The organism is Microtetraspora sp. NBRC 16547 (assembly GCF_030268965.1).
Lineage (GTDB): Bacteria > Actinomycetota > Actinomycetes > Streptosporangiales > Streptosporangiaceae > Microtetraspora.
In genome coordinates this window covers 177,615-203,763 of record NZ_BSSE01000013.1, presented here as the reverse complement: position 1 = coordinate 203,763, position 26,149 = coordinate 177,615, and the positions used below count along the sequence as shown (strand labels likewise).

The 26,149-nt window shown below is 71.1% G+C and carries 23 protein-coding genes and 1 rRNA gene; 20 read left to right on the top strand and 4 right to left on the bottom strand.

What is annotated here, in order from left to right:
* The 3 genes from rrf to QSK17_RS19505 all read left to right on the top strand — a co-directional run.
* Window positions 1-104 (top strand): 5S ribosomal RNA (gene rrf / locus QSK17_RS19515); the annotation flags it as partial.
* Window positions 105-882: 778 nt separating this feature from the next.
* Window positions 883-2,622: a hypothetical protein gene (locus tag QSK17_RS19510; RefSeq protein WP_285706320.1), complete on the top strand. Its 1,740-nt coding sequence runs from the start codon at window positions 883-885 to the stop codon at window positions 2,620-2,622.
* Window positions 2,568-3,560 (top strand): tetratricopeptide repeat protein, encoded by a 993-nt coding sequence (locus tag QSK17_RS19505; RefSeq protein ID WP_285706319.1) that lies wholly within the window; start codon window positions 2,568-2,570, stop codon window positions 3,558-3,560. Before QSK17_RS19510 ends, QSK17_RS19505 begins: the two co-directional genes overlap by 55 nt.
* A gap of 69 nt (window positions 3,561-3,629) precedes the next feature.
* On the opposite strand, the gene QSK17_RS19500 is transcribed toward QSK17_RS19505, so the two are convergent.
* Window positions 3,630-4,556 (bottom strand): MBL fold metallo-hydrolase, encoded by a 927-nt coding sequence (locus tag QSK17_RS19500; protein WP_285706336.1) that lies wholly within the window; start codon window positions 4,554-4,556, stop codon window positions 3,630-3,632.
* Between the two features lie 92 nt (window positions 4,557-4,648).
* Here QSK17_RS19500 and QSK17_RS19495 point away from each other — a divergent pair, with 92 nt between their 5' ends.
* A complete protein-coding gene (locus QSK17_RS19495; RefSeq protein ID WP_285706318.1) occupies window positions 4,649-5,083 on the top strand; it encodes a single stranded DNA-binding domain-containing protein in 435 nt (144 codons plus the stop codon).
* Between the two features lie 17 nt (window positions 5,084-5,100).
* Here QSK17_RS19495 and QSK17_RS19490 read toward each other — a convergent pair whose 3' ends face one another.
* Window positions 5,101-6,327, bottom strand: coding sequence for a DUF1015 family protein (locus tag QSK17_RS19490; protein WP_285706317.1), 1,227 nt, complete (start codon window positions 6,325-6,327; stop codon window positions 5,101-5,103).
* Window positions 6,328-6,414: 87 nt separating this feature from the next.
* Here QSK17_RS19490 and QSK17_RS19485 point away from each other — a divergent pair, with 87 nt between their 5' ends.
* Window positions 6,415-6,837: a tetratricopeptide repeat protein gene (locus QSK17_RS19485; RefSeq protein ID WP_285706316.1), complete on the top strand. Its 423-nt coding sequence runs from the start codon at window positions 6,415-6,417 to the stop codon at window positions 6,835-6,837.
* 8 nt (window positions 6,838-6,845) lie between these two features.
* Window positions 6,846-7,853, top strand: coding sequence for an HAD-IIA family hydrolase (locus QSK17_RS19480; protein ID WP_285706315.1), 1,008 nt, complete (start codon window positions 6,846-6,848; stop codon window positions 7,851-7,853).
* 206 nt (window positions 7,854-8,059) lie between these two features.
* Here the strand turns inward: QSK17_RS19480 and QSK17_RS19475 are convergent, their stop codons facing one another.
* Window positions 8,060-8,407 (bottom strand): SCP2 sterol-binding domain-containing protein, encoded by a 348-nt coding sequence (locus tag QSK17_RS19475; protein ID WP_285706314.1) that lies wholly within the window; start codon window positions 8,405-8,407, stop codon window positions 8,060-8,062.
* Between the two features lie 380 nt (window positions 8,408-8,787).
* Between QSK17_RS19475 and QSK17_RS19470 the strand changes: the two genes are divergently transcribed.
* The 13 genes from QSK17_RS19470 to QSK17_RS19410 all read left to right on the top strand — a co-directional run bounded on the left by QSK17_RS19470 (window position 8,788) and on the right by QSK17_RS19410 (window position 22,232).
* Window positions 8,788-9,111: a hypothetical protein gene (locus QSK17_RS19470; RefSeq protein ID WP_285706313.1), complete on the top strand. Its 324-nt coding sequence runs from the start codon at window positions 8,788-8,790 to the stop codon at window positions 9,109-9,111.
* A 211-nt stretch (window positions 9,112-9,322) separates the two neighbouring features.
* On the top strand, window positions 9,323-10,132 hold the full coding sequence (locus QSK17_RS19465) for a TlyA family RNA methyltransferase (RefSeq protein WP_285706312.1): 810 nt from the start codon (window positions 9,323-9,325) through the stop codon (window positions 10,130-10,132).
* The gene (locus QSK17_RS19460) at window positions 10,129-11,049 is read left to right on the top strand and encodes an NAD kinase (RefSeq protein WP_285706311.1); all 921 of its coding nucleotides are present in this window, start codon (window positions 10,129-10,131) and stop codon (window positions 11,047-11,049) included. Before QSK17_RS19465 ends, QSK17_RS19460 begins: the two co-directional genes overlap by 4 nt.
* A gap of 78 nt (window positions 11,050-11,127) precedes the next feature.
* A complete protein-coding gene (gene recN / locus QSK17_RS19455) occupies window positions 11,128-12,846 on the top strand; it encodes a DNA repair protein RecN (RefSeq protein WP_285706310.1) in 1,719 nt (572 codons plus the stop codon).
* Between the two features lie 73 nt (window positions 12,847-12,919).
* Window positions 12,920-14,116, top strand: a complete 1,197-nt coding sequence (gene steA / locus QSK17_RS19450) for a putative cytokinetic ring protein SteA (protein ID WP_285706309.1) — start codon at window positions 12,920-12,922, stop codon at window positions 14,114-14,116.
* Window positions 14,113-15,093, top strand: coding sequence for a copper transporter (locus QSK17_RS19445; RefSeq protein WP_285706308.1), 981 nt, complete (start codon window positions 14,113-14,115; stop codon window positions 15,091-15,093). The genes steA and QSK17_RS19445 overlap by 4 nt, the downstream gene beginning before the upstream one ends.
* Before the next feature lie 132 nt (window positions 15,094-15,225).
* Window positions 15,226-16,194 (top strand): hypothetical protein, encoded by a 969-nt coding sequence (locus QSK17_RS19440; protein ID WP_285706334.1) that lies wholly within the window; start codon window positions 15,226-15,228, stop codon window positions 16,192-16,194.
* Window positions 16,195-16,207: 13 nt separating this feature from the next.
* Window positions 16,208-17,905, top strand: coding sequence for a murein biosynthesis integral membrane protein MurJ (murJ, locus tag QSK17_RS19435; protein WP_285706307.1), 1,698 nt, complete (start codon window positions 16,208-16,210; stop codon window positions 17,903-17,905).
* The gene (locus QSK17_RS19430) at window positions 17,898-19,010 is read left to right on the top strand and encodes a glycosyltransferase family 4 protein (RefSeq protein WP_285706305.1); all 1,113 of its coding nucleotides are present in this window, start codon (window positions 17,898-17,900) and stop codon (window positions 19,008-19,010) included. The genes murJ and QSK17_RS19430 overlap by 8 nt, the downstream gene beginning before the upstream one ends.
* Window positions 19,011-19,256: 246 nt before the next feature.
* Window positions 19,257-20,219, top strand: a complete 963-nt coding sequence (locus tag QSK17_RS19425; protein WP_285706304.1) for a TerC family protein — start codon at window positions 19,257-19,259, stop codon at window positions 20,217-20,219.
* 137 nt (window positions 20,220-20,356) lie between these two features.
* Window positions 20,357-21,001, top strand: coding sequence for a phosphatidylserine decarboxylase (locus QSK17_RS19420; protein ID WP_285706303.1), 645 nt, complete (start codon window positions 20,357-20,359; stop codon window positions 20,999-21,001).
* Window positions 20,988-21,827: a CDP-diacylglycerol--serine O-phosphatidyltransferase gene (gene pssA / locus QSK17_RS19415; RefSeq protein ID WP_285706302.1), complete on the top strand. Its 840-nt coding sequence runs from the start codon at window positions 20,988-20,990 to the stop codon at window positions 21,825-21,827. Before QSK17_RS19420 ends, pssA begins: the two co-directional genes overlap by 14 nt.
* A 111-nt stretch (window positions 21,828-21,938) precedes the next feature.
* Window positions 21,939-22,232: a hypothetical protein gene (locus QSK17_RS19410; RefSeq protein ID WP_285706301.1), complete on the top strand. Its 294-nt coding sequence runs from the start codon at window positions 21,939-21,941 to the stop codon at window positions 22,230-22,232.
* Between the two features lie 120 nt (window positions 22,233-22,352).
* On the opposite strand, the gene QSK17_RS19405 is transcribed toward QSK17_RS19410, so the two are convergent.
* Window positions 22,353-23,003: an MBL fold metallo-hydrolase gene (locus tag QSK17_RS19405; protein WP_285706300.1), complete on the bottom strand. Its 651-nt coding sequence runs from the start codon at window positions 23,001-23,003 to the stop codon at window positions 22,353-22,355.
* Window positions 23,004-23,242: 239 nt separating this feature from the next.
* On the opposite strand from QSK17_RS19405, the gene uvrA reads away from it, so the two are divergent.
* Window positions 23,243-26,083, top strand: a complete 2,841-nt coding sequence (gene uvrA / locus QSK17_RS19400) for an excinuclease ABC subunit UvrA (protein WP_285706298.1) — start codon at window positions 23,243-23,245, stop codon at window positions 26,081-26,083.
* Window positions 26,084-26,149 lie beyond the last annotated feature (66 nt).

Genomic DNA, 26,149 nt, shown 5'->3' with positions numbered 1-26,149 from the left:
GCGGTAGGGAAACACCCGGTTACATTCCGAACCCGGAAGTTAAGCCTTCCAGCGCCGATGGTACTGCACTGGGGACGGTGTGGGAGAGTAGGACGCCGCCGGACAATTTTTGTGGGGGAGGGTCACCCGTTTTTGGGGTGGCCCTTTCTCTGTTTTCTGGGTTTTTCTTGTTTTCTTTGTTTGTGGGGGTTCCGGGTTTCGGGGCCCTCTTTTTTGTTGGTGGTTGTTTCTGGTCCGGGGTTGGTGGGTGTTGCGGGGCGGGTTTTCTTGGGTTGCGGGGTAGGGGTTTTCCGGGGTTTGGTTGTCGGCTGTTGGTTGTTTGGTGGTGCCTGTGGGTGCGTGTGGGCGCGTGTGGCTGGTGTCCGTAGGCGCTGCGGCGGGGGGTTGTTCCGGCCGGCCGTGATAGCGGGTCTCTGGTGAGCCGCTGTTCGCGGCGTTCGCGGGCGCGGTGGTTGCTGGCACGGTCTTACGCCGGCCTCCACAACCCCCCGCCTCCGCGCCCCGCTCTCCCGCCGCACCACAGGTTCGTTGTCTTTTCCGACTGGATCCCTCCCTACTGTTGACCAGGGCAAACCGTCTCTCCCCGCAGGGCAAGATCCGGATCCTGACTTCGGCTCGTGTGGTAGTGGCGACTTGCTAGGCTTGAAGCGTCGGGCCACCCCCAAATGGGTGGCCTTCTTCGCGTCTGGCAAGGAGCGAAGGCCACGGCGAGCGACGAGAGCCAGCAACCAACCGGACTCTCGGCCGACAGCGGACGTTCAGCATCGTCCGGCTCATACGTTCATCTCCTGTGGGGGGCCAGGGATCAGGGGAGATCCCGGCACTGGACCCCGTACGCGGTGAGTGAGTAACAGAGGACAGAAGTGAACAGAGAAGACGGGCGTGACGGCGTGGGCCGTGGCGAAGAGAACCGCGCAGAGAGCAATTACCAGCCGCGCCGCACCGCTGGAGGCCGCGACGAGGGCCGAGGCGGCTTCGCGGGCCGTTCCGGAGACCGCGGCGACTTCCGTGGGCGTGACCGGGGCGACCGCCCCTTCGGCGACAGGGACAGGGGTGATCGTCCCCAGCGTTCCTACGGAGATCGCGACGCGTCCCGTGCTGACCGTCCGCGACGCATGTTCGGCGATCGCGACGGTGACCGGCCTCAGCGATCCTATGGCGACCGTGACGCCGCCCGTGGCGGTGACCGGCCTCAGCGGTCCTACGGTGACCGCGACGCCGCCCGTGGCGGTGACCGGCCTCAGCGGTCCTACGGTGACCGCGACGCCGCCCGTGGCGGTGACCGGCCTCAGCGATCCTACGGTGACCGCGACGCGGCCCGAGGTTTCCGTGATGACCGTGGTGGTCGTCCCGCGCGTGAGGGTGGCGGTTTCGGCGGTCGGTACGGCTCACGTGACCGTGACGACCGTGGTGGCCAGCGGTCCTATGGTGACCGGCCTCAGCGTTCTTACGGTGACCGTGACGCGGCCCGTGGTGGTGACCGTCCTCAGCGTTCTTACGGTGACCGTGACGCGGCCCGTGGTGGTGACCGTCCTCAGCGTTCCTACGGTGACCGCGACGCGGCCCGTGGTGGTGACCGTCCTCAGCGTTCCTATGGTGACCGTGACGCGTCCCGTGGTGGTGACCGTCCTCAGCGGTCCTACGGTGACCGCGACGCGGCCCGAGGTTTCCGTGATGACCGTGGTGGTCGTCCCGCGCGTGAGGGTGGCGGTTTCGGCGGTCGGTACGGCTCACGTGACCGTGACGACCGTGGTGGCCAGCGGTCCTATGGTGACCGGCCTCAGCGTTCCTACGGTGACCGTGACGCGGCCCGTGGTGGTGACCGTCCTCAGCGTTCCTACGGTGACCGCGACGCGGCCCGTGGCTTCCGCGATCGCGATGATCGTGGTGGTCAGCGGTCCTATGGTGACCGGCCGCAGCGTTCTTACGGTGACCGTGACGCGGCCCGTGGTGGTGACCGTCCTCAGCGTTCTTACGGTGACCGTGACGCGGCCCGTGGTGGTGACCGTCCTCAGCGTTCTTACGGTGACCGTGACGCGGCCCGTGGCGGTGACCGTCCTCAGCGATCCTACGGTGACCGCGACGCGGCCCGTGGCTTCCGCGATCGCGATGATCGTGGTGGTCAGCGGTCCTATGGTGACCGGCCGCAGCGTTCCTACGGCGACCGTGACGCGGCCCGTGGTGGTGACCGTCCTCAGCGTTCCTACGGTGACCGGGACGCCGCCCGTGGTGGTGACCGTCCTCAGCGGTCCTACGGTGACCGGGACGCGTCTCGTGGCTTCCGTGATGACCGTGGTGGTCGTCCCGCGCGTGAGGGCGGCGGTTTCGGCGGTCGGTACGGCTCCCGCGATCGAGACGGTGACCGTGGTGGAGACCGCTTCCAGCGAAGCGATGAGCGTGGCGGGCGCCCCTTCCGCGACCGTGACGGCGAGGGCGCGTTCCGCGACCGCCCGCAGCGTGAGGACCGGGGCGGGGCCAGGCCGTTCAGCCGCGAGGGTTTCTCTGGGGGCAGCCGTACGCGCTACGACCAGGAGAACGAGCCCAGGGAACGCGAGAAGCTGCCGGAGTTGGCGCCCGACATCACGCCGGACGAGTTGGACAGCGAGGCGCGCGCCGAGCTGAGGTCGCTGCCGAACGATCTCGCCAACCTGGTGGCCAGCCACCTCGTGGCGGCGGCCCGCGCGCTCGGCGAGGGGGAGCCGGAGCGGGCCTACGAGCACGCCAAGGCGGCCCGCCGGTTCGCGGGACGGATCGGGGTCGTGCGGGAGGCGGCTGGGATCGCGGCCTACCACGCCGGCCAGTACGCGGAGGCCCTCGGTGACCTCCGGGCCGCGCGACGCATGACGGGCTCGGACGAATACCTGCCGGTCATGGCCGACTGCGAGCGCGGGCTCGGCCGTCCGGAGCGCGCTCTGGACCTGGTCCGTTCCCGAGAGGCCGAGCGGCTGGACCGGGCAGGCAAGATCGAGCTGGCGATCGTCGAGTCCGGTGCCCGCCGTGATCTGGGCCAGCACGACGCCGCTGTGATCACGCTCCAGCGCGTGCCCGAGCTGCGCGACCCGCAGCCCAGGCCGTGGTCGGCCCGGCTCGCGTTCGCGTACGCGGACGCGCTGGCCGATGCGGGCCACCAGGCCGCGGCCACCGACTGGTTCGCCAAGGCGATGGCCTTCGACGAGGACGGCGAGACCGACGCGGCCGAACGCTACGCCCAGCTGACCGGCGGCGTCATCGAGGACCTCGAGGAGGACTTCGACGACCTCGATGAGGTGGAGGCGGAGCAGGACGCCGATGACGACGTCTCCGGTGCCGAGGAAGAGGCGGACGCCGAGGAAGAGGCGGACGACGAGGTCGAGGACGTGGCCGCCGTGGAGCCTTCCGCTGAGCCGGCCGTGAAGGCGGACCGCCCGGCCGAGGCCGGCGCTGCCGAGAAGGGGGCCGACGCCGACGCGGACCAGGCGGCCAAGGGCGAGGAGTCCGGTGCCCTGGGGCCGGCGTTCATCGAGCCGAACTTCGGTGACGTCCTGGACAGTCCGGAAGACCGGGACAAGCCGAGCTCCTGAGCAGTATGGTGAAGAGCGGCGCCATCAGTGATCACACCTGGTGGCGCCGCTCTTTTCGTCTGCGCGTGGTCAGCCGGTCGTGCGTTCCAGCCAGTGCATGATGCCCGCGACGTTGGACGGAGCGCCGCTCAGCAGCTCGAACTGTTCGGCGGTCGCCTCGTCGCCCTGGAGCGCCGCGTACCGCTCACGCGTCCGGTCGCGGACCATCGCGACGGCGTGGTCCAGATCGAGCCCCTCGGAGTGGGCCTGCCGGGTGAGGTCCACCCAGACGCGCAGCTCCTCCGCCGACCTTTCCAGGGTCTCCGCCACGTTCGCGACCGGGCCGTAGTGGCTGAACAGCAGCCGCTGCGGACCCAGGGCCTCGAACAGGGCGATCGAGTCAAGGGCCACCCCGAGGTCGAAGTCCGGCGGCGGCGTGGCCGGGCGGAGGTCACCCGTCTCGGGAAGGTAGACGCCCGCGGCGTCGCCCACGTAGAGATCGCCGCTCAGCGAGTCGAGCAGTCCGACGTGGTGCTTGGCGTGTCCGGGCGAGTAATGGCTCGACAGGGTCCGTCCGTTGCCCAGGTCGATGCTCCCGGTGTCGCCGAGCGCGTGGATCCGGGCGGCGTCGGTGGGAGCCAGGGTGCCGAACAGCACGTCGAGCTTGTCACCCCACACCATCTTGGCGCTGGCCATGAGCCGGGACGGATCGGCGAGGTGCCGCGCGCCCTTCTCATGTACGACGATCTCGGCCGAGGGGTAGTAACCCGCGATGTCGCCGACACCGCCGGCGTGGTCGAGATGAATGTGCGTCACGACGACAGTCGCCAGGTCGCCGGGTCCGACGCCGAGTGACGTCAGCGCGTCCCTGACGATCGGCGCGGAGGTGGACGTGCCGGTCTCCACGAGGCAGGGCCGATCGCCCAGGATCAGGTAGCCGGCTGTGATTCCGGAGTATCCGGCCATCTTGGTGTCGATCTCGTAGACGTCCGCGCCGAGCGGTGTCACGTTGTCCACAGTCACCCCACTATCCCCAGAATCAGGTTCGGGCAAAGCTGCCTTCAGCCTAGTGAACGACAGTTGTCTCCCGGCGAGAGGGGAGAGACGACATGCATCTGAACTCCGTGCTGCTGCGCGGACGGCTGTCGATGGAGGCCGAGGATCGGGAGCTGCCCAGCGGGGTCCTGCTCACGCGATGGCGGCTCGCCGTCCGGAGGCCCGAGGATCACCCCGGTCATCAGCGTGCCGACGCCATCGAATGCGCCACGTTCGAGGACGGCGTGCGCGAGATCGTGTCCGGCTGGCGGCTCGACGACGTGGTCGAGGTCGAGGGGGCGGTGCGCCGCCGCTGGTGGCGTGGCGGGAGCCGATACGAGATCGAGGTCCATACGGCACGGCGGATCGAGCGTCACCGTCCTCACCAGAGATCTCGCCCGCGGACGGCTCGGCCCGTGGAGCGGGAGGGGGCCGCAGATGGAGATCAGCGACCGCTGCCGGCCGCGACCGTGACCCCCGGCGCGGAGGATGGCGGCCGCGGGGGGTGAACCGTCGACCGGCGGGGTCAGCCGGCGGCGAAGGTGCGCAGCACGAGTCCGGTGCGGGGTTTCGGGCTGAACGAGGTGGATTTCCGGGGAACACGCTCCCCCTGCGCGGCCACGGCCAGGGCGTCCTCGGTCGCCAGCGGGTTGAGCAGGACGGCGGTTCCGGAGAGTTGCCGCGCGAGCCGTACGGCGGCGTAGGGGTCGTGATGCACCACCAGCACCCGGCGTTCGTCGTCCGCGATGCCCCAGACCTTCGGCAGGAGGAACTCGGTGAGGATCGAGGTGTCCATGCCCCGCCAGCGGGCGGAGCGATCGGGAGGCATGGCGTGTTCGACCTGCATCGGATCGGGGTTGGTGAGCAGATGCGACGGGCCGTCTCCGGCGAGCACGAACGAGGGTCCCGAGGCGGTGGCGAGCCCGGACAGCGCGTCATCGAGCGAGACGAACTCGTGCACCTGCCACGCGCCCTTCGCCCGGGCCGCGGCCTCGGACAGGGACAGGCCGGGCACCACCCGGTGGATCGCCTTCAGATCGGGCGGATAGACCGTGGAGTCGACCAGGAGAGCGAGTCCGTAATCCCACGGACCGGATTCCTCATGGTCCTTGCGCAGCTTCTGGTACGTGGCATAGCGATGGTGACCGTCCGCGATCAACGCCTGCCTGTCCCGCAGATCCTCGCCGACGGCCGCGATCTCCACGGGGTCGGTCAGCGCCCAGAGGCGGTGGCGGACTCCGTCGCCGGTCTGGATGTCGAGGACCGGGACGCGCAGAGCGGCGACCTCGTCCACCAGCTGGGAGGCCGCCCCTCCGCCCTCGTAGAGCAGGAAGATCGGTTCGAGGTTGGCCTCCGTCGTCCGCATCAGCGCCAGGCGGTCGGCGATCGGGCCGGGCATGACGTCCTCGTGCGGCAGCACCGCGGGAGAACCGACCTCCAGCGCACCGATCAGCCCCCGCTGCAAGATGCCGGGCGCGCTCTGCTCGTACACGTAGAGCGCGGGAAGGGGGTCCACGGCGAGCACGCCGGACGACAGCCACGCGTCCATCTCCGAACGCGCGTCCGCGTAGTGGCTGACCCCGGGAAGGATCAGGCGCACCACGTTGTTGGGGTGGGAGTCCAGCAGATCCTGGATGTCATCGGGGGAGACGAGGTCGTACGGCGGCGAGGTCACCGCAGCGAGATCGTCCACCGTGAACCGCACACCGCGGAACGGACGCAGCACCAAGGCCGGCCGTTCAGAAGTCTCCATACCGGGCATGTTGCCATAAATGCCCGGTCTTCCCGAGGCTGCGGTGGCGGGTTGGTCAGGAAATCGCATTGCAGGAGGCCCCACAGAATGATCCAGGGACGACATGGACCATCGGATTACCAGCAGGACGGCCCGGCCGGGGGTGTTTACGAGTGGTTCCAGCGTGGCGTCAAGCTCTTGGAAGAGGGCAGTCCCGCCGCCGCGTCGGCGCTCCTGGAACGCGCGGCTCAGGCGGAACCCGAGTCGCGCAGCATTCGCGAGGCCCTGGCCAGAGCGCAGTTCAACTCCCGCAGGTACGCCGACGCGGTGGGCAGCTTCCGCTGGATCGTCGACGCCAACCCCGCCGAGGACTACGCCTACTACGGGCTCGGCATGGCGTTGTGGCGCACCGGTGACATCGAGGCCGCCCAGGAGCCGCTCGCCGTGGCCGTGGCCATGCGCCCCGATATCCGGCACTACGTCTCCGCGCTGACCCAGGTGCGCGCCACGCTCCGGGCGAGGGAGGCGTGAGCCCCGACATGCGCGACCCAGCTCTGATCGACGCCTACGACACCCTCCTGCTCGACCTGGACGGCGTGGTCTACCTGGGCAGGCACGCCGTGCCCGGCGCTCCCGAAGCATTGGCCGCGGCGCGGGACCGAGGCGCGCGGCTCGCCTTCGTCACCAACAACGCCTCCCGCACGCCCGGCGCCATCGCCGCCCATCTGAGCGGCCTCGGTGTCCCGGCGACCTCTGACGACGTCGTGAGCTCGGCCCAGGCGGCCGCTCGCTTGGTAGCCGAGCGGTTCCCACCCGGATCGCCCGTGCTGGTCGTCGGCGGCATGGGCCTGCGCATGGCGGTGCGGGCATACGGCCTGCGTCCGGTCACGACCGCGCTGGACGGTCCCGTCGCCGTCGTGCAGGGCATCTGGGACGCCCTGTCCTACGGCCTGCTCTGCGAGGGGGCGCTGGCCGTACGCGCGGGCGCCTGGTTCGTCGCCGCCAACGCGGACACCACCATGCCCACGAACCGGGGCGTGCTGCCGGGCAACGGCTCGATGAGCCGGGTGATCGCCACCGCGACCGGCGTGGAGCCCGTCGTCGCGGGCAAGCCCGAGCCGCCGCTGCACCGCGAGTCGATGATCCGCACGGGTGCGGAGCGGCCACTGATCGTCGGTGACCGGCTCGACACCGACATCGAGGGGGCGACCCGGGCGGGCGTGGACAGCCTGCTCGTCCTGACCGGTGTGACCGGACCGCTGGACCTGCTCACCGCGACGCCGCACCACCGGCCCACCCACGTGGCGGCGGGCCTGTGCGGGCTGCACGAGCCGCCCGCCCGCGTACGGCGCGGCCCGGGTGGATGGGAGTGCCGCGGCTGGACGGCCCGCTGGGAGGGCGGCCGGCTCGGCCTGTCCGGCAGCGGGGACCCGATGGACGGGCTGCGCGCGTCGTGCGCGGCGGCATGGGAGCGGGCCGGCGAGGGCCGGGCGGATGAGGACGAGGTGAAGCCGGTTCTCGCGGCCCTCGGGTCCCTGCTGCGGTGACCATGGGGCGTGGCCGGGCGGTGACCATCGCGCCCGGCCGACGGCTGGCTTTCCGCCGTGAACGCCGGGTGGCCTGCCCCGGGTTCCGGGCACGACACGCGGATCCGCGTCCGCCGTTCGACAGGGGCCGATAGCCGGTGAGGAGCGGCGAGAAGCGGTGAGGTGTCCGCCGGGGGTTCGGGGAGGGGAAATTTTCGAGGAGGACGTCAGAGGAGCTTGCGGAGCCGCAGCAGGTCGCCGAGGCTGGCGTCGATCTTGACCCGGCCGCCGAAGAGGGCGCGGCCCATGTCCAGCTCACCGTTGACCATGGAGATCAGATCCGCACTGGCAAGCGTGATCTTCACTTCGGAGGGGCGGCCGTCCTGGGGAGGGGCGTCGGTGAAGGGGTCCAGCCCCGCACGATGGATGCGGCCGTAGAAGGTCATGCCGAGGTCGGAGATGTGGCAGGCGAGCCTGCGTTCGACCACGTGCCGGGCACGGTCCTCCGCGCTGAGCTCGTCGAACTGTTCGACGAGCTGCTCGAGCGCCGCCCGGCATTCCTCGACGGTCGCCATGCGTATGCCTCTCTTCCCACGGCCGGTCAGATGCCTCTGTATCTACGGACGGTAGCGTTCCTCATGAGCACTGCGCGAAATCTGACACGTGGCGGCGTATGAGCGACAAGGGGGCCCGCATGGTCGTCGAGGCCCTGCCAGGGTATGTCCGGCGGGCGAATGCGCTGACCACGGCCATCGCGCCGGTACTCCCCGGCTGTCCCGCGGCTCCATGCGGCACGCTCAACGCGAAGCCGTGCCGGGCCGATTCCGCTACCGTCGAGACGACGAGCGTCACACGTGGCCGCGGGCGCGGTCCGGAGCCGTACGGCCGCGGTGGCGGGCGGGGGAACGATCAAATACGACGAGGACCGGGATTCCGGGTCCATCGGAGGGGACGAATGACCGAGACCGGCGCCGAGCCGTCGGCGGGGCTGCGGTTCCTGCGGGGTGCCTCCGCGGCGCACGACTCCCAGCATGAGCCCCGGCGGGAACTTCGGCCGGAGGCGCGGCCGGGGCTCCCGGGGGAACCGGGGCAGGAGACGCGGCCCGTGCCGCAGGCGCCCCGCGGGGGCGACGAGGCCGTCCAGGGGGCCATGTCCACGCTCCGGAGGCTCGGGGAGCTGCCCGTAGCCGAGCACGTCGGGGTGTTCGAGGAGGCGCTGAGCCTCCTGGAGAGCGCGCTCGCGTCGGTGGACGAGCCCATGGGAGAGCCGCGCAGGTGAACCGACGATCCGATGGCGCGGTGTCCGCGCCGCGTGCCGCGCTTCGCCCGACCCGATCCCCGGCCCGATCGGTGCTCCGATCGGCGGCTCTGTGCCCCGCTCCGGTCGACGCTCGGTGCCCCGCGCGGCGCTCAGTTCCGATGACACTCGTGCTGGCGCGCCCCGCGCGGCACCTGGTGCCGGCGATGCCGGAGGACGGCGGGTGGAGCCGATGAAGCGCCTGCGCCTGGACAGCGAGCTCGTCCGCCGCGGGCTGGCCCGCTCCCGTGAGCAGGCGGCGCAGCTCATCGAGGCGGGCCGGGTGTCGGTGGGAGGCCGCACGGCGGCCAAGGCGGCGACCCAGGTGGACACCGCCGCCGCCATCGTGGTGGCCGAGGACGCCGCGGGACCCGACTACGTCTCCCGCGGCGCCCACAAGCTGCTCGGCGCCCTGACAGCCTTCGAGGGGCTCAAGGTCGAGGGCCGCCGCTGCCTGGACGCCGGCGCCTCCACCGGGGGCTTCACCGACGTGCTGCTCCGCCACGGCGCGGCCCACGTGCTGGCGGTCGACGTCGGGTACGGCCAACTCGCCTGGTCGCTGCGCACCGACGACCGCGTCACCGTGATGGAACGCGTCAACGTCCGCGACCTCACACCCGACATGGTGGGAGAGCCGCCGACCCTGATCGTGGGCGACCTGTCGTTCATCTCGCTCCGCCTGGTCCTTCCCGCGCTGGCCGCCTGCGCGGCCGAGGTGGCCGAGTTCGCGATGCTGGTCAAGCCGCAGTTCGAGGTGGGCAAGGAGCGCGTGGGAGCGGGCGGCGTGGTCCGCGATCCCGCGTTGCGCGCCGGAGCCGTCCGGGACGTCGCGACGGCCGCCGGAGCGCTGGGCCTGGTCGTGAAGGGCGTGACCGCGAGCCCGCTGCCGGGCCCCTCGGGCAATGTCGAGTACGTCCTCTGGCTGGGTAAGGGGCCGGGGCACGAGCCGGTCGCCGACCTGGACGAGGCCATCGAGCGCGCAGTGGCGGAAGGGCCGCGGTGACGACACAGAAGCTTCCTCCGCGGACCGTCCTGGTCACGGCCCACACCGGCAGGGACGCGGCGGTGGACAGCGCCAGGCTGGTGATCCACCGGCTGCTGAGCGCCGGGCTGCGAGTCCGCGTCTTCGACGTCGAGGCCGAGGAGATCGCGTGTCCGGGTGCGGAGATCGCGCCCACGGCCCCCGGCTCTCTCCATGAGTCCGAGCTGATGATCGTGCTCGGTGGTGACGGGACGCTGCTGCGCGCGGCCGAGATGGCCCGCCCGGCCGGGGTCCCGCTGCTCGGGGTCAACCTCGGGCACGTCGGCTTCCTCGCCGAGGCCGAGGTGGCCGACCTCGGGGCCGCCGTGGACCGCGTCGTCGACGGCCACTACGAGGTCGAGGAGCGGATGACGGTCGAGGTGGCCATCCGGCTGAACGGCTCGACGCTCGCCGAGACGTGGGCGCTGAACGAGGCCACGGTCGAGAAGGTGGACCGCATGCTCGAACTCGTCGCGGAGATCGACGGGCGGCCGCTGTCCCGCTGGGGATGCGACGGGGTGATCTGCGCGACGCCGACCGGTTCGACGGCCTACGCGTTCTCGGCCGGAGGCCCGGTCGTCTGGCCGGAGGTGGAGGCGCTGCTGATGGTGCCCATCAGCGCGCACGCCCTGTTCGCCCGTCCGATGGTGGTCTCCCCGCGCTCCACGCTCGCCATGGAGATCGTCCCCGAGACCAGCGCGGGCGTGCTGTGGTGCGACGGCCGGCGCCGCTTCGACGTCCCGCCGGGCGCCCGGGTCGAGGTACGCAGGGGAGGCGTGCCCGTGAGGCTGGCCCGGCTGCTCGGGGTGGAGACCACCGGAGCGCCGTTCACCGACCGGCTGGTCGCCAAGTTCGGGCTCCCGGTGGAGGGCTGGCGCGGGCGCGTGCGGTCCCCCTGACCGCACCGTCCTCGAAAATCTTGGCGATATATGCGTAGGATCTCTGGCGGGATCTGTCGGCGAAACGGGAGGGGACCAGTGCGGCCACGGGTCGAGGAGGTCCGGATCCAGGGGCTCGGCGTGATCGACGAGGCCGTTCTGGAGCTGTCACCGGGGTTCACCGTGGTGACCGGTGAGACGGGCGCGGGCAAGACGATGGTCGTCACCGGGCTCGGTCTGCTGTTCGGCGGCCGGGCCGACCCCGCGCGGGTCCGGCCGGGCGCGGACCGGGCGACGGTCGAGGGCACCCTGGTCGTCGACCCCGGCGGCAAGGTGGCGCAGCAGGTGTCCGACCTCGGGGGCGAGATCGAGGACGGCGAGCTGATCATCTCCCGAACCGTCTCCTCCGAGGGCCGCTCCCGCGCCTGGCTCGGCGGCCGCACCGTCCCGGTCGGGACGCTCACCTACCTCGCCGACGACCTCGTCGCCGTGCACGGCCAGATGGACCAGCAGCGCCTCCTGCAGCCGGGCCGTCAGCGCGCGGCGCTCGACCGGTACGCCGGAGAGGAGCTGGTCAAGCCGCTGCGCGCGTACGAGCAGGCGTACAAGCGGCACCGCCAGGTCGCCGAGCAGCTCCAGGAGCTGACCACCCGGGCCAGGGAGCGCGCCCACGAGGCCGACGTGCTCCGCTTCGGCCTGGATGAGATCGAGAAGGCCGACCCCAAAGTGGGCGAGGACGCCGAGCTCAGGGAGGAGGCCGAGCGGCTGGCGCACGCCGACGCGCTGCGCACGGCCGCCACCACGGCCCACACCGCGCTGCTCGGCGACCCCATGTCCGCTTCGCAGATCGCGCAGGACGCGGTGTCCCTGGTCGGGCAGGCCAGGTCGGCGGTCGAGGCGGTGCGCGACTTCGATCCGGCGCTCGGCGGCCTCGCCGATCGGCTGGCCGAGGCCGGATACCTCATCTCCGACGTGGCGACCGAGCTGGCCGCCTACGCCGAGTCCGTCGAGGCCGACCCGGCCCGTCTCGCGGCCGTCCAGGAGCGCAGGTCGCTGCTGGCCGGGCTGACCCGCAAGTACGGCGAGGACACCGCCGCGGTGCTCGAATGGGCGAGGAACGCCGCGGCGCGGCAGGGCGAGCTCGACGGCGACGACGAGCGCATCGACGAGCTCACCAGGGAGCGGGCCGAGCTCGCCGAGCGCCTGGAAGAGCTCGCCGTCGAGCTGACCGCGATACGGGAGGTCGCCGCCGAGCGCTTCGCCGCCGCGGTCACCGCCGAGCTCACCGCGCTCGCCATGCCGCACGCCCGCGTCAGCGTCGCCCTGACGCGGAGCGAGGACTTCGGTCCGCACGGCGTCGACGAGGTGGAGCTCCGGATGGCAGCCCACCCGGCGGCCCCACCGCTGCCGTTGAACAAGGGCGCATCGGGCGGCGAGCTGAGCCGCGTCATGCTGGCCATCGAGGTCGTCTTCGCCGGCGCGGACCCCGTGCCGACATTCGTGTTCGACGAGGTCGACGCCGGAGTCGGCGGCAAGGCCGCGGTCGAGATCGGCAGGCGGCTCGCGCGGCTCGCCAGGAACGCCCAGGTCATCGTGGTCACCCACCTGCCCCAGGTGGCCGCGTTCGCCGACCAGCATCTGGTCGTGGAGAAGGCGAGCGACGGCAGCGTGGTGCGCAGCGGCGTGGTCGCCCTCACCCAGGAGGGCAGGGCCCGGGAGCTCTCCCGGATGCTCGCCGGGCTGGAGGACTCCGAGCTGGGGAGAGCGCACGCGGAGGAGCTCCTTTCGATCGCGTCGGCGGACAAGACCACACCCTGACTCGGTGTGACAAAACTGACACGCTCTGGGGTGCGGGGCCATCTTGGTCGCCCGCTCTGGCAGGATGGTCACGATGAAGGTCCCGAGCTTGAACGTTCCGGGCCTCCGCCGCAGGAAGGCAGACGACCTTCCCGGGGTGACGGCAGTGGCGAGAATCGACAGGCGGACCAAGAGGCTGACCAAGCGCCTCAAGGCCGGGGAAATCGCGATTATCGATCACGTTGACGTCGACCGAGTGAGCGCGGAGGCCCTCGTCGCGTGTGGCGCGGCCGCGGTGGTCAACGTGGCGGCGGGCATCAGCGGGCGCTACCCCAACCTCGGGCCGCAGATCCTCGTCGAGGCCGGCGTCACAGTCGTCGACAACGCCACCCCCGAGCTGTTCGAGCGGATCAAGGACGGCGACGTCATCCGCCTCCACGAGGGGCTGGTCCACGTCGGCGACGAAGTGGTCGGCAAGGGCGAGGTGCAGACCGTCGAGACGGTCGAGGCGGCCATGACCGAGGCCAGGGCCGGGCTGTCGGTCCAGATCGAGGCGTTCGCCGCCAACACGATGGAGTATGTCCGGCGCGAGCGTGATCTGCTCATCGACGGCATCGGCGTGCCCGACGTCCGCACCTCCATGGAGGGCCGGCACGTCCTCATCGTCGTCCGCGGATACCACTACAAGGAGGACCTGGCGACGCTGCGGCCGTACATCCGGGAGTACCGTCCGGTGCTCATCGGGGTGGACGGCGGAGCGGACGCCCTGGTCGAGGCCGGCTACCTGCCCGACATGATCGTCGGGGACTTCGACTCGGTGTCCGAGAAGGCGCTCTGCTGCGGCGCCGAGCTGGTGGTGCACGCCTACCGCGACGGCCGCGCGCCGGGCCTGGAGCGGGTGCACCGGCTCGGCCAGCAGGCCGTCCTGTTCCCCGCCACGGGCACCAGCGAGGACATCGCCATGCTGCTCGCCGACGACAAGGGCGCGTCGCTGATCGTCGCCGTCGGCACGCACTGGACGCTCGTCGAGTTCCTCGACAAGGGGCGCTCCGGCATGGCCAGCACCTTCCTCACCCGGCTCCGGGTGGGCAGCAAGCTCGTCGACGCCAAGGGCGTCAGCAGGCTTTATCGCAGTCGAATCTCCACGTCGTCCCTGCTGCTTCTCGTCGCCACCACGCTGATCACGATCGGCGTGGTGCTCTCGGTCTCACCGGTCGGCCGCGTCTGGCTGAACGGGCTGGTCGAGGCTTGGAACGGCTTCACCTTCTGGCTGGTCGGACTCTTCTCGTGATCGATTTCCGCTATCACCTCGTATCCATCGTGGCGATCTTCCTCGCGCTCACGGTCGGCATCGTGCTCGGCAGCACCGTGCTGGAGACGCCGTTCTACAGGTCGGCGCAGGAGATCACCGCCCAGCTGCGCCAGGCGAACTCGGAGAACCGCGACACGATCACCGCGCTGCAGGCCAGGGAGAAGGGCAACGCCTCCTTCGTGACCGAGCACTCGGCCGCTCTGCTCCGTGGCCAGCTCACCGGCGAGCGGGTCGTCCTCGTCGAGGCCCCCGGAGCCCCCGCGGGCCGGCGCGACGACATCGTGAAGGTCCTCGGCGACTCCGGCGCGGTGTACACCGGCCGGGTCAGCCTGACGGAGAAGTTCCTCGCCTCCGACCAGACGAACGTCGTCGACCAGCTCGCGGGCACCGTCGCCCCCGCCGGGACGCGGTTCGCCGACGCCGCCTCGCCGTACGACAAGGCGGCGGCGGTGCTGGGCGGGGCCCTGCTGACCGGTGACCGCGGTCAGGCGGGCCGGGAGGACCCGGCCGCGGTGAGCGTGCTGGAGGCGTTCCAGACCGGCGGCTTCCTGGCCATGGCCGGCACACCGGCGCAGCGCGCCACCATCGCGATCGTGATGGCACCGGGCCAGGCGTACGAGGGGGATGACGCCGAGACGCAGACGGCCGCCATCGTGTCTCTCGCGGCGGGTCTCGACTCGGCCGGTCTCGGCACCGTTCTGGCCGGCACCACGACCGCCTCCGGCTCGGGTGGCGCGATCTCGGCGCTGCACGACGCGGGCGAGGCCGCGTCGAAGGTCTCGACCGTGGACACCGTCGATATGCCCGCGGGCCGGATCACCGTCGTCTACGCTCTTCGGGAGCAACTTGCCGGTCGTTCCGGCGCGTACGGTGTCGGAAGCGACACCTCGGCGTTCGCGCCGCCCGCCGCGCCCGGCATCAGCCCCACCCCCAAACCGGTGGCGTCGGGCGGCTGACAGAACGCGTCCCGAGGAATATCCGAGGAAGAGGAGCCTGCTGTGGCCAGTCGTCCCTGGACCGGTCTGGCGGCGAGCACCTTGCTGCGCCGGTCGCCGGCGAGCCCGTCGCCGGGAGCGAAGCCCGCATCGATGATCGGCGTTCTCGCCGCCGCCGTCGCCGGCGCGGCGGCCGGAGCGGTCGCGGCCCGCGCGGCCTACGCCGCGTTCCGGCGCCGTCCCCCGATCGGCGACGAGAAGACGTGGACCAGGACCAACCACAGGGGCGAGCCGATCACGCTGCTGGAGGGGCCGGCCCTCGTCGCCGGCGCCGGCGCGGCGGCGGCGCTCGCGCCCGGGCTCTCCCCGCGGCTCCGCTCCGCCGCGCTGCTCGCCGGTCTCGGCAGCGGCGCCCTCGGCGCGTACGACGACGTGCTCGGCAGCACCTCGTCCAAGGGGTTCAAAGGCCACCTGTCGGCGCTCGCACGCGGCGAGGTCACCAGCGGCGCCGTGAAGATCATCGGGATCGGCGCGACCGGCTTCGCCGCGGCCGTGCTCGCCCGTGACCCGGCCACTCGCCCCAGCGGTGCGGCCTTGGGCGTGCTCGACACGCTGGTCGACGGCGCCGTCATCGCCGGGAGCGCCAACCTGGCGAACCTCTTCGACCTCAGGCCGGGACGAGCCATCAAGGTCGCGCTCCTGGCCGGGGCGCCGCTGCTCGCGGCATCCCTGGGGACAGCCATGGCGACGTCCCCGGCGACGTCTCCGGCGTCTTCGGCGTCTCCGGATGCGCGGGCGGCCGATCCACGCGGCGCCGCCGTGCTGACCGCGATCCCGCTCGGCGCCGCCGTGGCCCTGTTGCCAGAGGACCTGGGGGAGCGGGCCATGCTCGGCGACGCCGGGGCGAACGCGCTCGGGGCGTTGCTCGGGCTCGCCTCCACCGTGCGGCTGGGCCGTACCGGCCGGCTGGTCCTGCTCGGCACGGTCGCCGCGCTCACCGCCGCTTCGGAGAAGGTCAGCTTCACCAAGGTGATCGCCGCCAACCCCGTGCTCAACCGGATCGACATGCTGGGCCGCCGCCCCGTGCCGCCTCCGCCCGTCGTCGCCTCCCCGACCCCGTGAGATGCGGCTCCGTATGACCAGGCGCGTGGGCGCGGGCGTCGCCGGCGCGGCGGTGCTCATCGGAGCCATCAGCATCATCGCCCGCGCCACCGGGTTCGCCAAGCAGCTGGTCTTCGCCCGCGCGGTCGGCACGAACTGCCTCTCCACCGCCTACGTCACCGCCAACAACGTGCCGAACATCATGTTCGAACTCGTCGTCGGCGGAGCGCTCGCCGGAATGGTCGTCCCAGTCCTCGCCGGGGCCGCCGGACGCTATGCGGCGGTGTCCGCCTCCTCACGGGCGGCGGCCGTACCCGGTCCTGGAGACACCTCCCAGAGCGCCGCGGAAGCCACAGATGAGGAGGGGGCCCGGGAGGAGGTCGGCTGGATCTCCTCGGCCCTGCTGACGTGGGTGGTCGTGCTGCTGGTCCCGCTCGGCGTGCTCACCGCGCTCCTGGCCCGGCCGCTCGTCGGTCTGGTCGCCTCCACCGTCCCCGGCTGCGACGCGGGCGAGGTGGTCGCGGTGGCCGGCCGCATGCTGGTCGTCTTCGCGCCGCAGATCCCCCTGTACGGCGTGGCCGTCGTGCTCTACGGCGTGCTCCAGGCCCATCGCCGCTTCTCCGCCCCCGCCGTCGCGCCGCTGGTGTCCAGCGTCGTCGTCATCGTCGCGTACCTGATGTTCGTCCCGCTCGGCGGGCACGGCGCCGACCTGTCCGAGCTGCCGCGCCCGGCCGAGCTCGCGCTCTCCGTCGGGACGACCTTGGGGGTGCTCGCCCTGGTCGTCACCGTGCTCGGGCCCGTCTCCCGGCTCGGGCTGCGGCTGCGGCCGACGCTGCGCTTCCCTCCCGGTGTCGCCGTCCAGGTGCGCAGGCTCGCCCTGGCCGGGCTCAGCGCGCTGGTGGTGCAGCAGGCCGCCATGGCGATCGTCATCCCCGTGGCCAACCGGATCGGCGGCGGCACGCTCGCGGCGTACGGCTACGCGTGGGCGATCTACCAGGTGCCGTACGCCGTGCTCGCGGTGCCCATCGCCACGAGCGCGTTTCCCGTGCTCTCGACCCGGGCGGCCGCCGGCGACCCGGCGGGCTTCGCCGCGCTGTCGTCCCGGACGACGCGGGCCGTGGTGCTGGTCTCCGGGCTCGCCGCGGGAGCGCTCGCCGCCGTCGCCGCTCCCGCCGCGGAGGTCTTCCTGGGGCAGGCGGACACCAGCGTGGACCCCGCCGAGTTCGCCCGGGCGATCGCGCTGTTCGCGCCGGGCCTGGTCGGATACGGCCTGATGGCCCACCTCAGCAAGGTGCTCTACGCCGACGGCCGGGGCAGGGAGGCAGCGCGGGGCATGGTCGCCGGCTGGCTGGTCGTCATCGTCGCCCAGGTGGCACTCGCGGCCGCTCTCCCCGACGGGTGGAAACTCGGCGGGCTGGCGCTCGGCCAGGCGGTCGGCATGACGGCCGGGGGAGCGCTCCTGCTCGCCTCCGTGTTCCGGGCCCGCGGCGGCGAGGCGCTCCGGGGGATCTCCCGGGCCGCGGCCGCCGCGCTGCTGGGCGGAGGCGCGGGCTGGCTGGCGGGCGCGGGAGCCGTACGGCTTGTGGGCGGAACCGGGCCGTGGGTGAGCGCGGGCGTGGCGATCCTCGCCGGGCTCGCCGCCGTCGCCGTCGGCGTCCTGGTCGCGGCGGCCGTCGATCGCGAGGATCTGCGCGCCATCAGGCGTCGCCGGGAAGAGGGGGAAGGTGTCTGATCAGGGGGTGCGGCGGGTCGCGCTCGTGCTGGGAACCAGCGCGGGAGGCGTGGGCCGGCACGTGCGGATGCTCGCCGAGCGGCTGGCCGGGGACGGTCGCCAGGTGGTGGTCGCGGGACCGCGGGCCACCGAAGACGCTTTCGACTTCACCGGCGCGGGCGCGCGGTTCGCCGCCGTGCCGATCGCCGACCGGCCGCGTCCGCTCGCCGACCTCGGAGCCGTCCTCCGGCTCAGGAACGCCGTCAGAGGCGCCGACGCTGTGCACGCCCACGGCCTGCGGGCGGGCGCCTTCGCCGCGCTCGCGCTGGCGGGGACCGGACGGAGAGCGCGGCTCGTGGTCACCCTGCACAACGCCGTCACGGCCGGCGGGGCGACGGGCGCGATCTACGGGGTGCTGGAGCGGATCGTGGCGCGCCGGGCCGACCGCGTCCTGGTCGTTTCCCCCGACCTCGGGGATCGGATGCGGGCCAGGGGCGCCAGGCGGATCGACGCCGCTGTCGTGCCCGCGCCGCCTCTCGCGCGGCCCTCCCGTTCACCCGAGGACGTACGGCGGGAGCTCGCCGAGCGGGCCGCCGGGTTCACCGGGGACCGGCCCGTCGTGCTCACGATCGCCAGGCTGGCCCAGCAGAAGGGGCTGGAGGCGCTGCTGGACGCGGCGGCGGGGCCGTACGCGGCGAGGCCGCTCTTCGTCGTCGCCGGGGACGGGCCGTTGCGGCGGCAGATCCAGGAGCGGATCGACGCGGAGCGGCTGCCCGTCCTCCTGTACGGCTGGGCCGCCCCGGCGGACCTGCTCCAGGTCGCGGACGCGCTGCTGGTGCCGAGCCGGTGGGAGGGACAGCCGCTGAGCGTCCAGGAGGCGCTCAAGGCGGGCACGCCGATCATCGCCACCCGTGTGGGCGGCATTCCCGATCTTGTCGGCGACGCCGCGGTCCTGGTCCCCGAGGGGAACGCGGCCGCGATGCGGGGGGAGCTCGACCGGCTGCTCGGCGACCACGCCCTGCTGAAGGCGCTCGCGGAGCGTTCGGCTCGCCGGGGACGGGAACTGCCGGGCGAGGAGGACGCGCTGCACGCGGTGCTGCGGGCCTACTCGGAGCACGCCGGCTGAGTGGGAGCCGGGCCGGCCCCTCGCTTCAGGGTCCCCAGTCGGCGTCGCTGACCTGGGGATACATCGTTCTTGAACTTCCGATTAGGTGTGACACGCCCTGCTCCCTATACTGGGCGCGTTGGGGGGAGTATCCCTTCGCGGCGGTTCCGTCATCACGGTGTCAGCACCCGGGGCCGTCGGTCCGGCCTGTTCGGGCGGGAGAGACTCCGGCAGTGTGTTTCGCGCGCGTGCCGGAGGTTAACGATCTTGAATGTTTCTGTGTGGGTCTGGGCTGCCGTCGTCATCGGGCTCCTCCTCATCCTGGCCTTCGACCTGTGGATCGTCGATCGTGGGGAACCCCGCGAATTCTCGATGAGACAGGCGACGTTCTGGGTCGGCTTCTACGTGGCCTTGGCGGTGCTCTTCGGCATCGGCCTGCTCGTCTTCCGAAGTCCTGAGGCGTCGGGCGAGTTCTTCGCCGGGTACCTCACCGAATACAGCCTGAGCGTCGACAACCTGTTCGTCTTCTTCATCATCATGTCGCGGTTCTCGGTGCCGCGGTTCTACCAGCACAAGGTCCTGCTGGTCGGGATCCTGCTCGCCTTGGTCATGCGCGGGGCGTTCATCGCCGTGGGCGCCGCGGCGCTCGCGCGGTTCAGCTGGCTCTTCTACGTCTTCGGCATCTTCCTCATCTACACGGCGTACACGCTGGTCCGCGACCACAACAAGCAGGAGGAGGAGTTCAGCGAGAACCTCCTGCTGCGCACGGCCCGCAAGGTCTTCCGCACCACCCCGGACTACGTCGGCTCGCGAGTGATCGTGAAGGTGGACGGCAAGCGGCTGGTCACCCCGATGCTCATCGTGATGATCGCGATCGGCACCACCGACCTGCTGTTCGCGCTCGACTCCATTCCCGCGATCTTCGGGCTCACCAAGGACCCGTTCATCGTCTTCACCGCCAACGCGTTCGCCCTGATGGGACTGCGTCAGCTCTACTTCCTGCTGGGTGGTCTGCTGCAGCGCCTGGTATACCTCAGCTACGGGCTCGCGTTCGTGCTCGGGTTCATCGGGGTTAAACTCGTCCTCGAGGCGTTGCATGAGAGTCATGTCTCATGGGCACCGCAGATCCCGATTTGGGTGTCTTTGGCGGTCATCGGCGTCACCATGACCGTGACGACCGTCGCGAGCCTGATCAAGGCTCGTCGGGATGAGGTCGTCACTTCCTGCTGAGGCCCCACAGGGCTGGCGCAAGGGGAACTGACACTGTTTGCTTGTCTCGTTGTGCCGTACAAATGACCAGGGGATCGGTAATATCGATCGTTAAGTCGCATATCGGTCCCCAGTCGCAAAGAGTACAAAGGTTCCCTGTGTCCAACGATTCCGAATATCCCCGCGGTCGGGTCCGGCTCGCGCGCGGGGTGTCCCCGTGGCTGGCTCCGACCGCCGCGGCGGCGGCTGTCACCTCTGTCCTAGTCCGCAAGTCCCCCAAGTGGGCCGCGGCCGCCGTGCCGCTCACGGCGCTCACCGGCGCGATGCTCTGGTTCTTCCGTGACCCCGAGCGTGCGCCGGGAGAGGGACGGATCGTCTCGCCGGCCGATGGCGTGGTGCAGAGCATCGACCCGTGGGCCGACGGCCGCACCCGGGTGGCGATCTTCATGAGCCCCCTGAACGTGCACGTCAACCGGGCTCCCGTGGCCGGTACGGTGACGTCGGTCGAGCACGTTCCCGGGGGGTTCGTGCCGGCCTTCGACAAGGACAGTGACAAGAACGAGCGCGTCGTCTGGCACTTCGACACCGCGCTCGGCGACATCGAGATGGTGCAGATCGCGGGAGCGGTCGCACGCCGGATCGTGCCGTACCTTTCAGCGGGCGCGAAGGTGGCGCAGACCGAGCGGATCGGCCTGATCCGGTTCGGTTCGCGGGTCGACGTCTACCTGCCCGAGGGCATCGCGCCGGCGGTGAGCGTCGGCCAGAAGACCGTGGCGGGGGTGACTCGCATTGACCACGCCTGAGCTCGGCGCCGAGAGCTGGCCGGTAAGTGAGCTGGAGGAGGAGCCCCGCGGGCCCGTGGGTAAGGCGTTCCGCCTGTCCGCCGCGGACTCCCTCTCGCTCGGCAACGCGCTGAGCGGTTTCCTCGCCGTGTGCGTCCTGGCCTGGTCGGCCATCTCCAACCTCCAGCAGTTCGGCGGCAAGTTCGAGCCCGACCCCCGGTTCTTCGGCACCGCGGTGGTCCTCCTGCTCATCGGCGCGACCTGCGACCTGTTCGACGGCCTGGTGGCCCGCAGGTTCCGCGCATCGGCGATGGGCGCCGAGCTGGACAACCTCGCGGACGTGATCAGCTTCGGGTTCGCGCCCGCGTTCATGGTCGTGATCTGGGCCGGGTTCTCCGGCCGTCTTCCCCTCTGGCTGGTGCTCTGCGCGGCCGCCTCCGTCCTGCTCGCCGGTGTCGTACGGCTGGCGCGTTTCGCCTGCGTCAAGACCAAGAGCGGCGACTTCATGGGCCTGCCCATCCCCATGGGCGCGATGACGGTGGTGTCGATCGTGCTGCTCTTCCAGCCGAACTACGTCACGATCGCCGGCATCTTCGGCGTCGCCTGGCTCATGGTGAGCCGCATCGAGTACCCCAAGCCCAAGGGCAACGTCGCGGCGGTGGTCCTCGCCTGGATGCTGATCAACGTCGCCTGCCTGAGCATCTGGGCCTCCGGCCTGGCCGGGGGCGACCAGCTCATCACCGTGGGCGCGGTCATGCAGATCGCCATCGTGGCGGCCATCCCGCTGCGCGTGCTGGTTTTCAAGTGGGAGCGCCGCCGGGCGCGCCGCTCCGAGCACGCCGGCTGACGCCGCGCACGATCACCAAGCGCACAACGAGAGGGGCCCGGATGGTGAATCCGGGCCTCTCTGCTTTCGTGTCCGGCTTCCGCGCCGGGCGATCACTTTGTTTAATGGGGCATGACCGCTACCCCGCCTCGTGAGCACACCCGGACGTACTTCCTCGGCAAGCTGGCCGAGGTGTTGGAGATCAGGGGACTCGACGTCGCGCTCCGGTCCAATCCTCCCTCGCTGAAGGCGACCGATCCTGACGCCGCGCTGCTCAGCGAGACCGTCGACTGCGTGGCCACGCCGGACGGCTGGTTCTACCGGTGGTCCTGGGGCGAGATCGTGGAGAGCACGGACGACCCGGAGGCGGCCGCCGACCGCATCCTCAAGGTGTTCGCCGCTCGGTCGCCGGGCGGTCCCGCCTGAGACCGCGCCGTCGGAGCCGGTCATCTGAGCTGACCGCCTGAGCCGACCTCCTGAGCCGACCTCCTGAGCCGACCTCCTGAGACCGCGCCGCCGGGCCGCGTGGCGACCGGTTAACGGCGTTCACCAGCCGCGGGCGCGCCACTCCGGCAGTGAGGGGCGCTCCGCGCCGAGGTTCGTGTCCCTGCCGTGCCCGGGGTAGACCCAGGTCTGGTCGGGCAGGCGGTCGAAGATCCGCTCGACCACGTCGGTGTAGAGCCGGTCGAATCTCTTCGGGTCCTTCTGCGTGTTGCCGACCCCGCCGGGGAACAGCGAGTCGCCGGTGAACAGGTGGCCGCCCCCGCCCTCGTAGAACAGCGCGATCGACCCCGGCGTGTGCCCGCGCAGGTGGATGACCTCCAGCGGGATCCGTCCCACCGTGATCCGGTCGCCGTGCTCGACCGTGCGGCCGACGGCGACCGGCAGTTCGGGCGCGTCGAGGGGGTGGGCGACCACCTGCGCACCGGTCGTCGCGGCCACCTCCTTCAGGGCCATCCAGTGGTCACCGTGCCGGTGCGTGGTCACGATCGTGCTGATCGGCCGGTCCCCGATCAGTTCGAGCAGGCGGCGGGGCTCCGCGGCGGCGTCGATGAGCAGGCCGTCACCCGTCTCCGCGCAACGGAGCAGATACGCGTTGTTGCCGAAGTCGCCGACCTCGATCTTGGAGATCGTCAACCCGGGCAGCTCACGCACGTCGGCGGGGCCGCCCTTCGTCACGTCACCGGTGTAGCTCATGCCACTCCTTCATCTCTGAGTCCCGGATGTGGCCGGGGCGTAGGCCATCATCGCCGACTTCGGAGACGTACGGTCGAAGGAGCCCATACCCTGGACAGACAGGGGCCGCGACCATCGGAGCGTACGCGCGGGCCCGGCGGGCGATCCGGCGGCGATTCCGGCCCCCACGAAATTGTCGGTGGCTCTGGATAGCCTGCCCGTGCACCTCCTGTTGACTCCAACGACCTACCGGGACCGCAGTGGCTGACCGCCTGATCGTGCGTGGCGCACGTGAGCACAATTTGAAGGACGTCTCGCTCGAGCTCCCGCGAGACGCGCTGATCGTCTTCACCGGGCTGTCTGGCTCGGGCAAGTCCAGCCTGGCCTTCGACACCATTTTCGCCGAGGGCCAGCGTCGCTATGTCGAGTCGCTGTCCTCCTACGCCCGGCAGTTCCTCGGGCAGATGGACAAGCCCGACGTCGACTTCATCGAGGGCCTGTCCCCGGCCGTCTCGATCGACCAGAAGTCCACCAGCCGCAACCCGCGTTCCACCGTGGGCACCATCACGGAGGTCTACGACTACCTCCGTCTCCTCTGGGCGCGCATCGGCAAGCCGCACTGCCCCGCCTGCGGCCGGCCCATCGCCCGGCAGACCCCGCAGCAGATCGTGGACCGCGTCCTGGAGCTGGAGGAGGGCACCAGGTTCCAGGTGCTGGCCCCCGTCGTCCGTGGCCGCAAGGGCGAGTACGCGGAGCTGTTCCGCGAGCTGCAGACCAAGGGCTTCGCCCGGGCCAGGGTGGACGGCACGATCATCCGGCTCGAGGAGCCGCCCACCCTGAAGAAGTACGAGAAGCACGACATCGAGGTGATCGTCGACCGTCTCGCGGTCAAGGACGGCGCGCGCCGCCGGATGACCGACTCGATCGAGACGGCTCTCCAGCTGTCCGGCGGCACGATCACGCTCGACTTCGTCGACCTGCCCGAGGACGACCCGAACCGCGAGCGCTTCTACTCCGAGCACCTCTACTGCCCCTACGACGACCTGTCGTTCGAGGAGCTGGAGCCGAGGTCCTTCTCGTTCAACTCGCCGTTCGGCGCGTGCCCGGAGTGCACCGGTCTCGGCACCCGGATGGAGGTCGACCCCGACCTGGTCGTGCCCGACCCGGAGCGGACCCTCGGTGACGGCGCGATCAGCCCGTGGGCCGGCGGCCACACCAGCGACTACTTCGTCCGGCTGATCGAGGCCCTCGGCCACGCGCTCGGCTTCGACCTGGACACGCCGTGGGAGCGGCTGTCGAAGAAAGCGCAGAAGGCCGTCCTGCACGGTTACGGCGAGCAGGTGCACATCCGGTACAGCAACAGGTTCGGCCGGGAGCGCTCCTACTACACCACTTTCGAAGGCGTCATCCCCTGGGTGCAGCGCAGGCACGCGGAGTCGGAGAGCGACGCCATGCGCGAGCGGTTCGAGGGCTTCATGCGGGAGATCCCGTGCCCCGCCTGCAGGGGCTTCCGGCTCAAGCCGGTATCCCTCGCGGTCACGGTGGGCGACGCCTCGATCGCGCAGGTCTCGGCCATGTCGATCAGCGAGTGCGCCGGCTTCCTGGCCGCCCTCGACCTCTCCGAGCGCGACATGCACATCGCCGAGCGTGTGGTCAAGGAGATCAACGCGAGGCTCGGCTTCCTCCTCGACGTCGGCCTCGACTACCTCACCCTCGACCGGGCCGCGGGCACGCTCGCCGGCGGCGAGGCACAGCGCATCCGCCTGGCCACCCAGATCGGCTCCGGCCTGGTCGGCGTGCTGTACGTCCTGGACGAGCCGTCGATCGGCCTGCACCAACGGGACAACCATCGGCTGCTGGAGACCTTGATCAGGCTCCGCGACATGGGCAACACGCTCATCGTCGTCGAGCACGACGAGGACACCATCGCCGCGGCCGACTGGGTCGTGGACATCGGTCCGGGCGCGGGCGAGCATGGCGGCCAGGTCGTCGTGTCCGGCACCGTCCAGGAGCTGCTCGCCAGCGAGCAGTCGCTCACCGGCGCCTACCTCGCCGGTCGCAAGGCGATCGAGGTTCCGGCCACGCGGCGCAAGCGCGACAGGAAGCGCCAGCTCGTCGTCAAGGGGGCCCGCCAGCACAACCTCAAGGGCGTCGACGTCGAGTTCCCGCTCGCCGTCTTCACCGCGGTCACGGGCGTCTCGGGCTCCGGCAAGTCCACGCTGGTCAACGACATCCTGTACAGCGCGCTGGCCAAGGAGCTCAACGGCGCCCGCACGGTTCCCGGGCGGCACGCCCGGGTCACCGGCACCGACCAGGCCGACAAGGTCGTGCACGTGGACCAGTCACCGATCGGGCGCACGCCCCGCTCCAACCCCGCCACCTACACCGGCGTCTTCGACCACGTGCGCAAGCTGTTCGCGGCGACCACCGAGGCGAAGATCCGGGGCTACCTTCCGGGCCGGTTCAGCTTCAACGTCAAGGGCGGCCGGTGCGAGGCCTGCGCGGGCGACGGCACCATCAAGATCGAGATGAACTTCCTGCCGGACGTCTACGTCCCGTGCGAGGTCTGCCACGGCGCCCGCTACAACCGGGAGACCCTCGAGGTCCACTACAAGGGCAAGACGATCTCAGAGGTCCTCGACATGCCGATCAACGAGGCGTTGGAGTTCTTCGACGCCATCCCGGCGATCCGGCGGCACCTGCAGACGCTCCACGACGTCGGTCTCGGCTACGTACGGCTCGGCCAGCCGGCGACCACGCTCTCCGGCGGCGAGGCCCAGCGCGTGAAGCTCGCCTCCGAGTTGCAGCGCCGCTCCACCGGGCGGACGATCTACGTCCTCGACGAGCCGACCACCGGCCTGCACTTCGAGGACATCCGCAGGCTGCTCGGCGTGCTGAACCGGCTCGTCGACAACGGCAACACGGTCATCGTCATCGAGCACAACCTCGACGTGATCAAGACCGCGGACTGGATCATCGACATGGGGCCCGAGGGAGGTTCCCGGGGCGGCACGGTCGTCGCCACGGGCACCCCGGAGGAGGTCGCCCTCGTCGAGGGGAGCCACACCGGCCTGTTCCTGCGCAAGATCCTGGGCGTCTGACGGGCCGCTGTCCCGCATCCGGCACCCGGCCGTGCCCTTGGCCGTGTCCTCGGCTGTTCCCGCGGC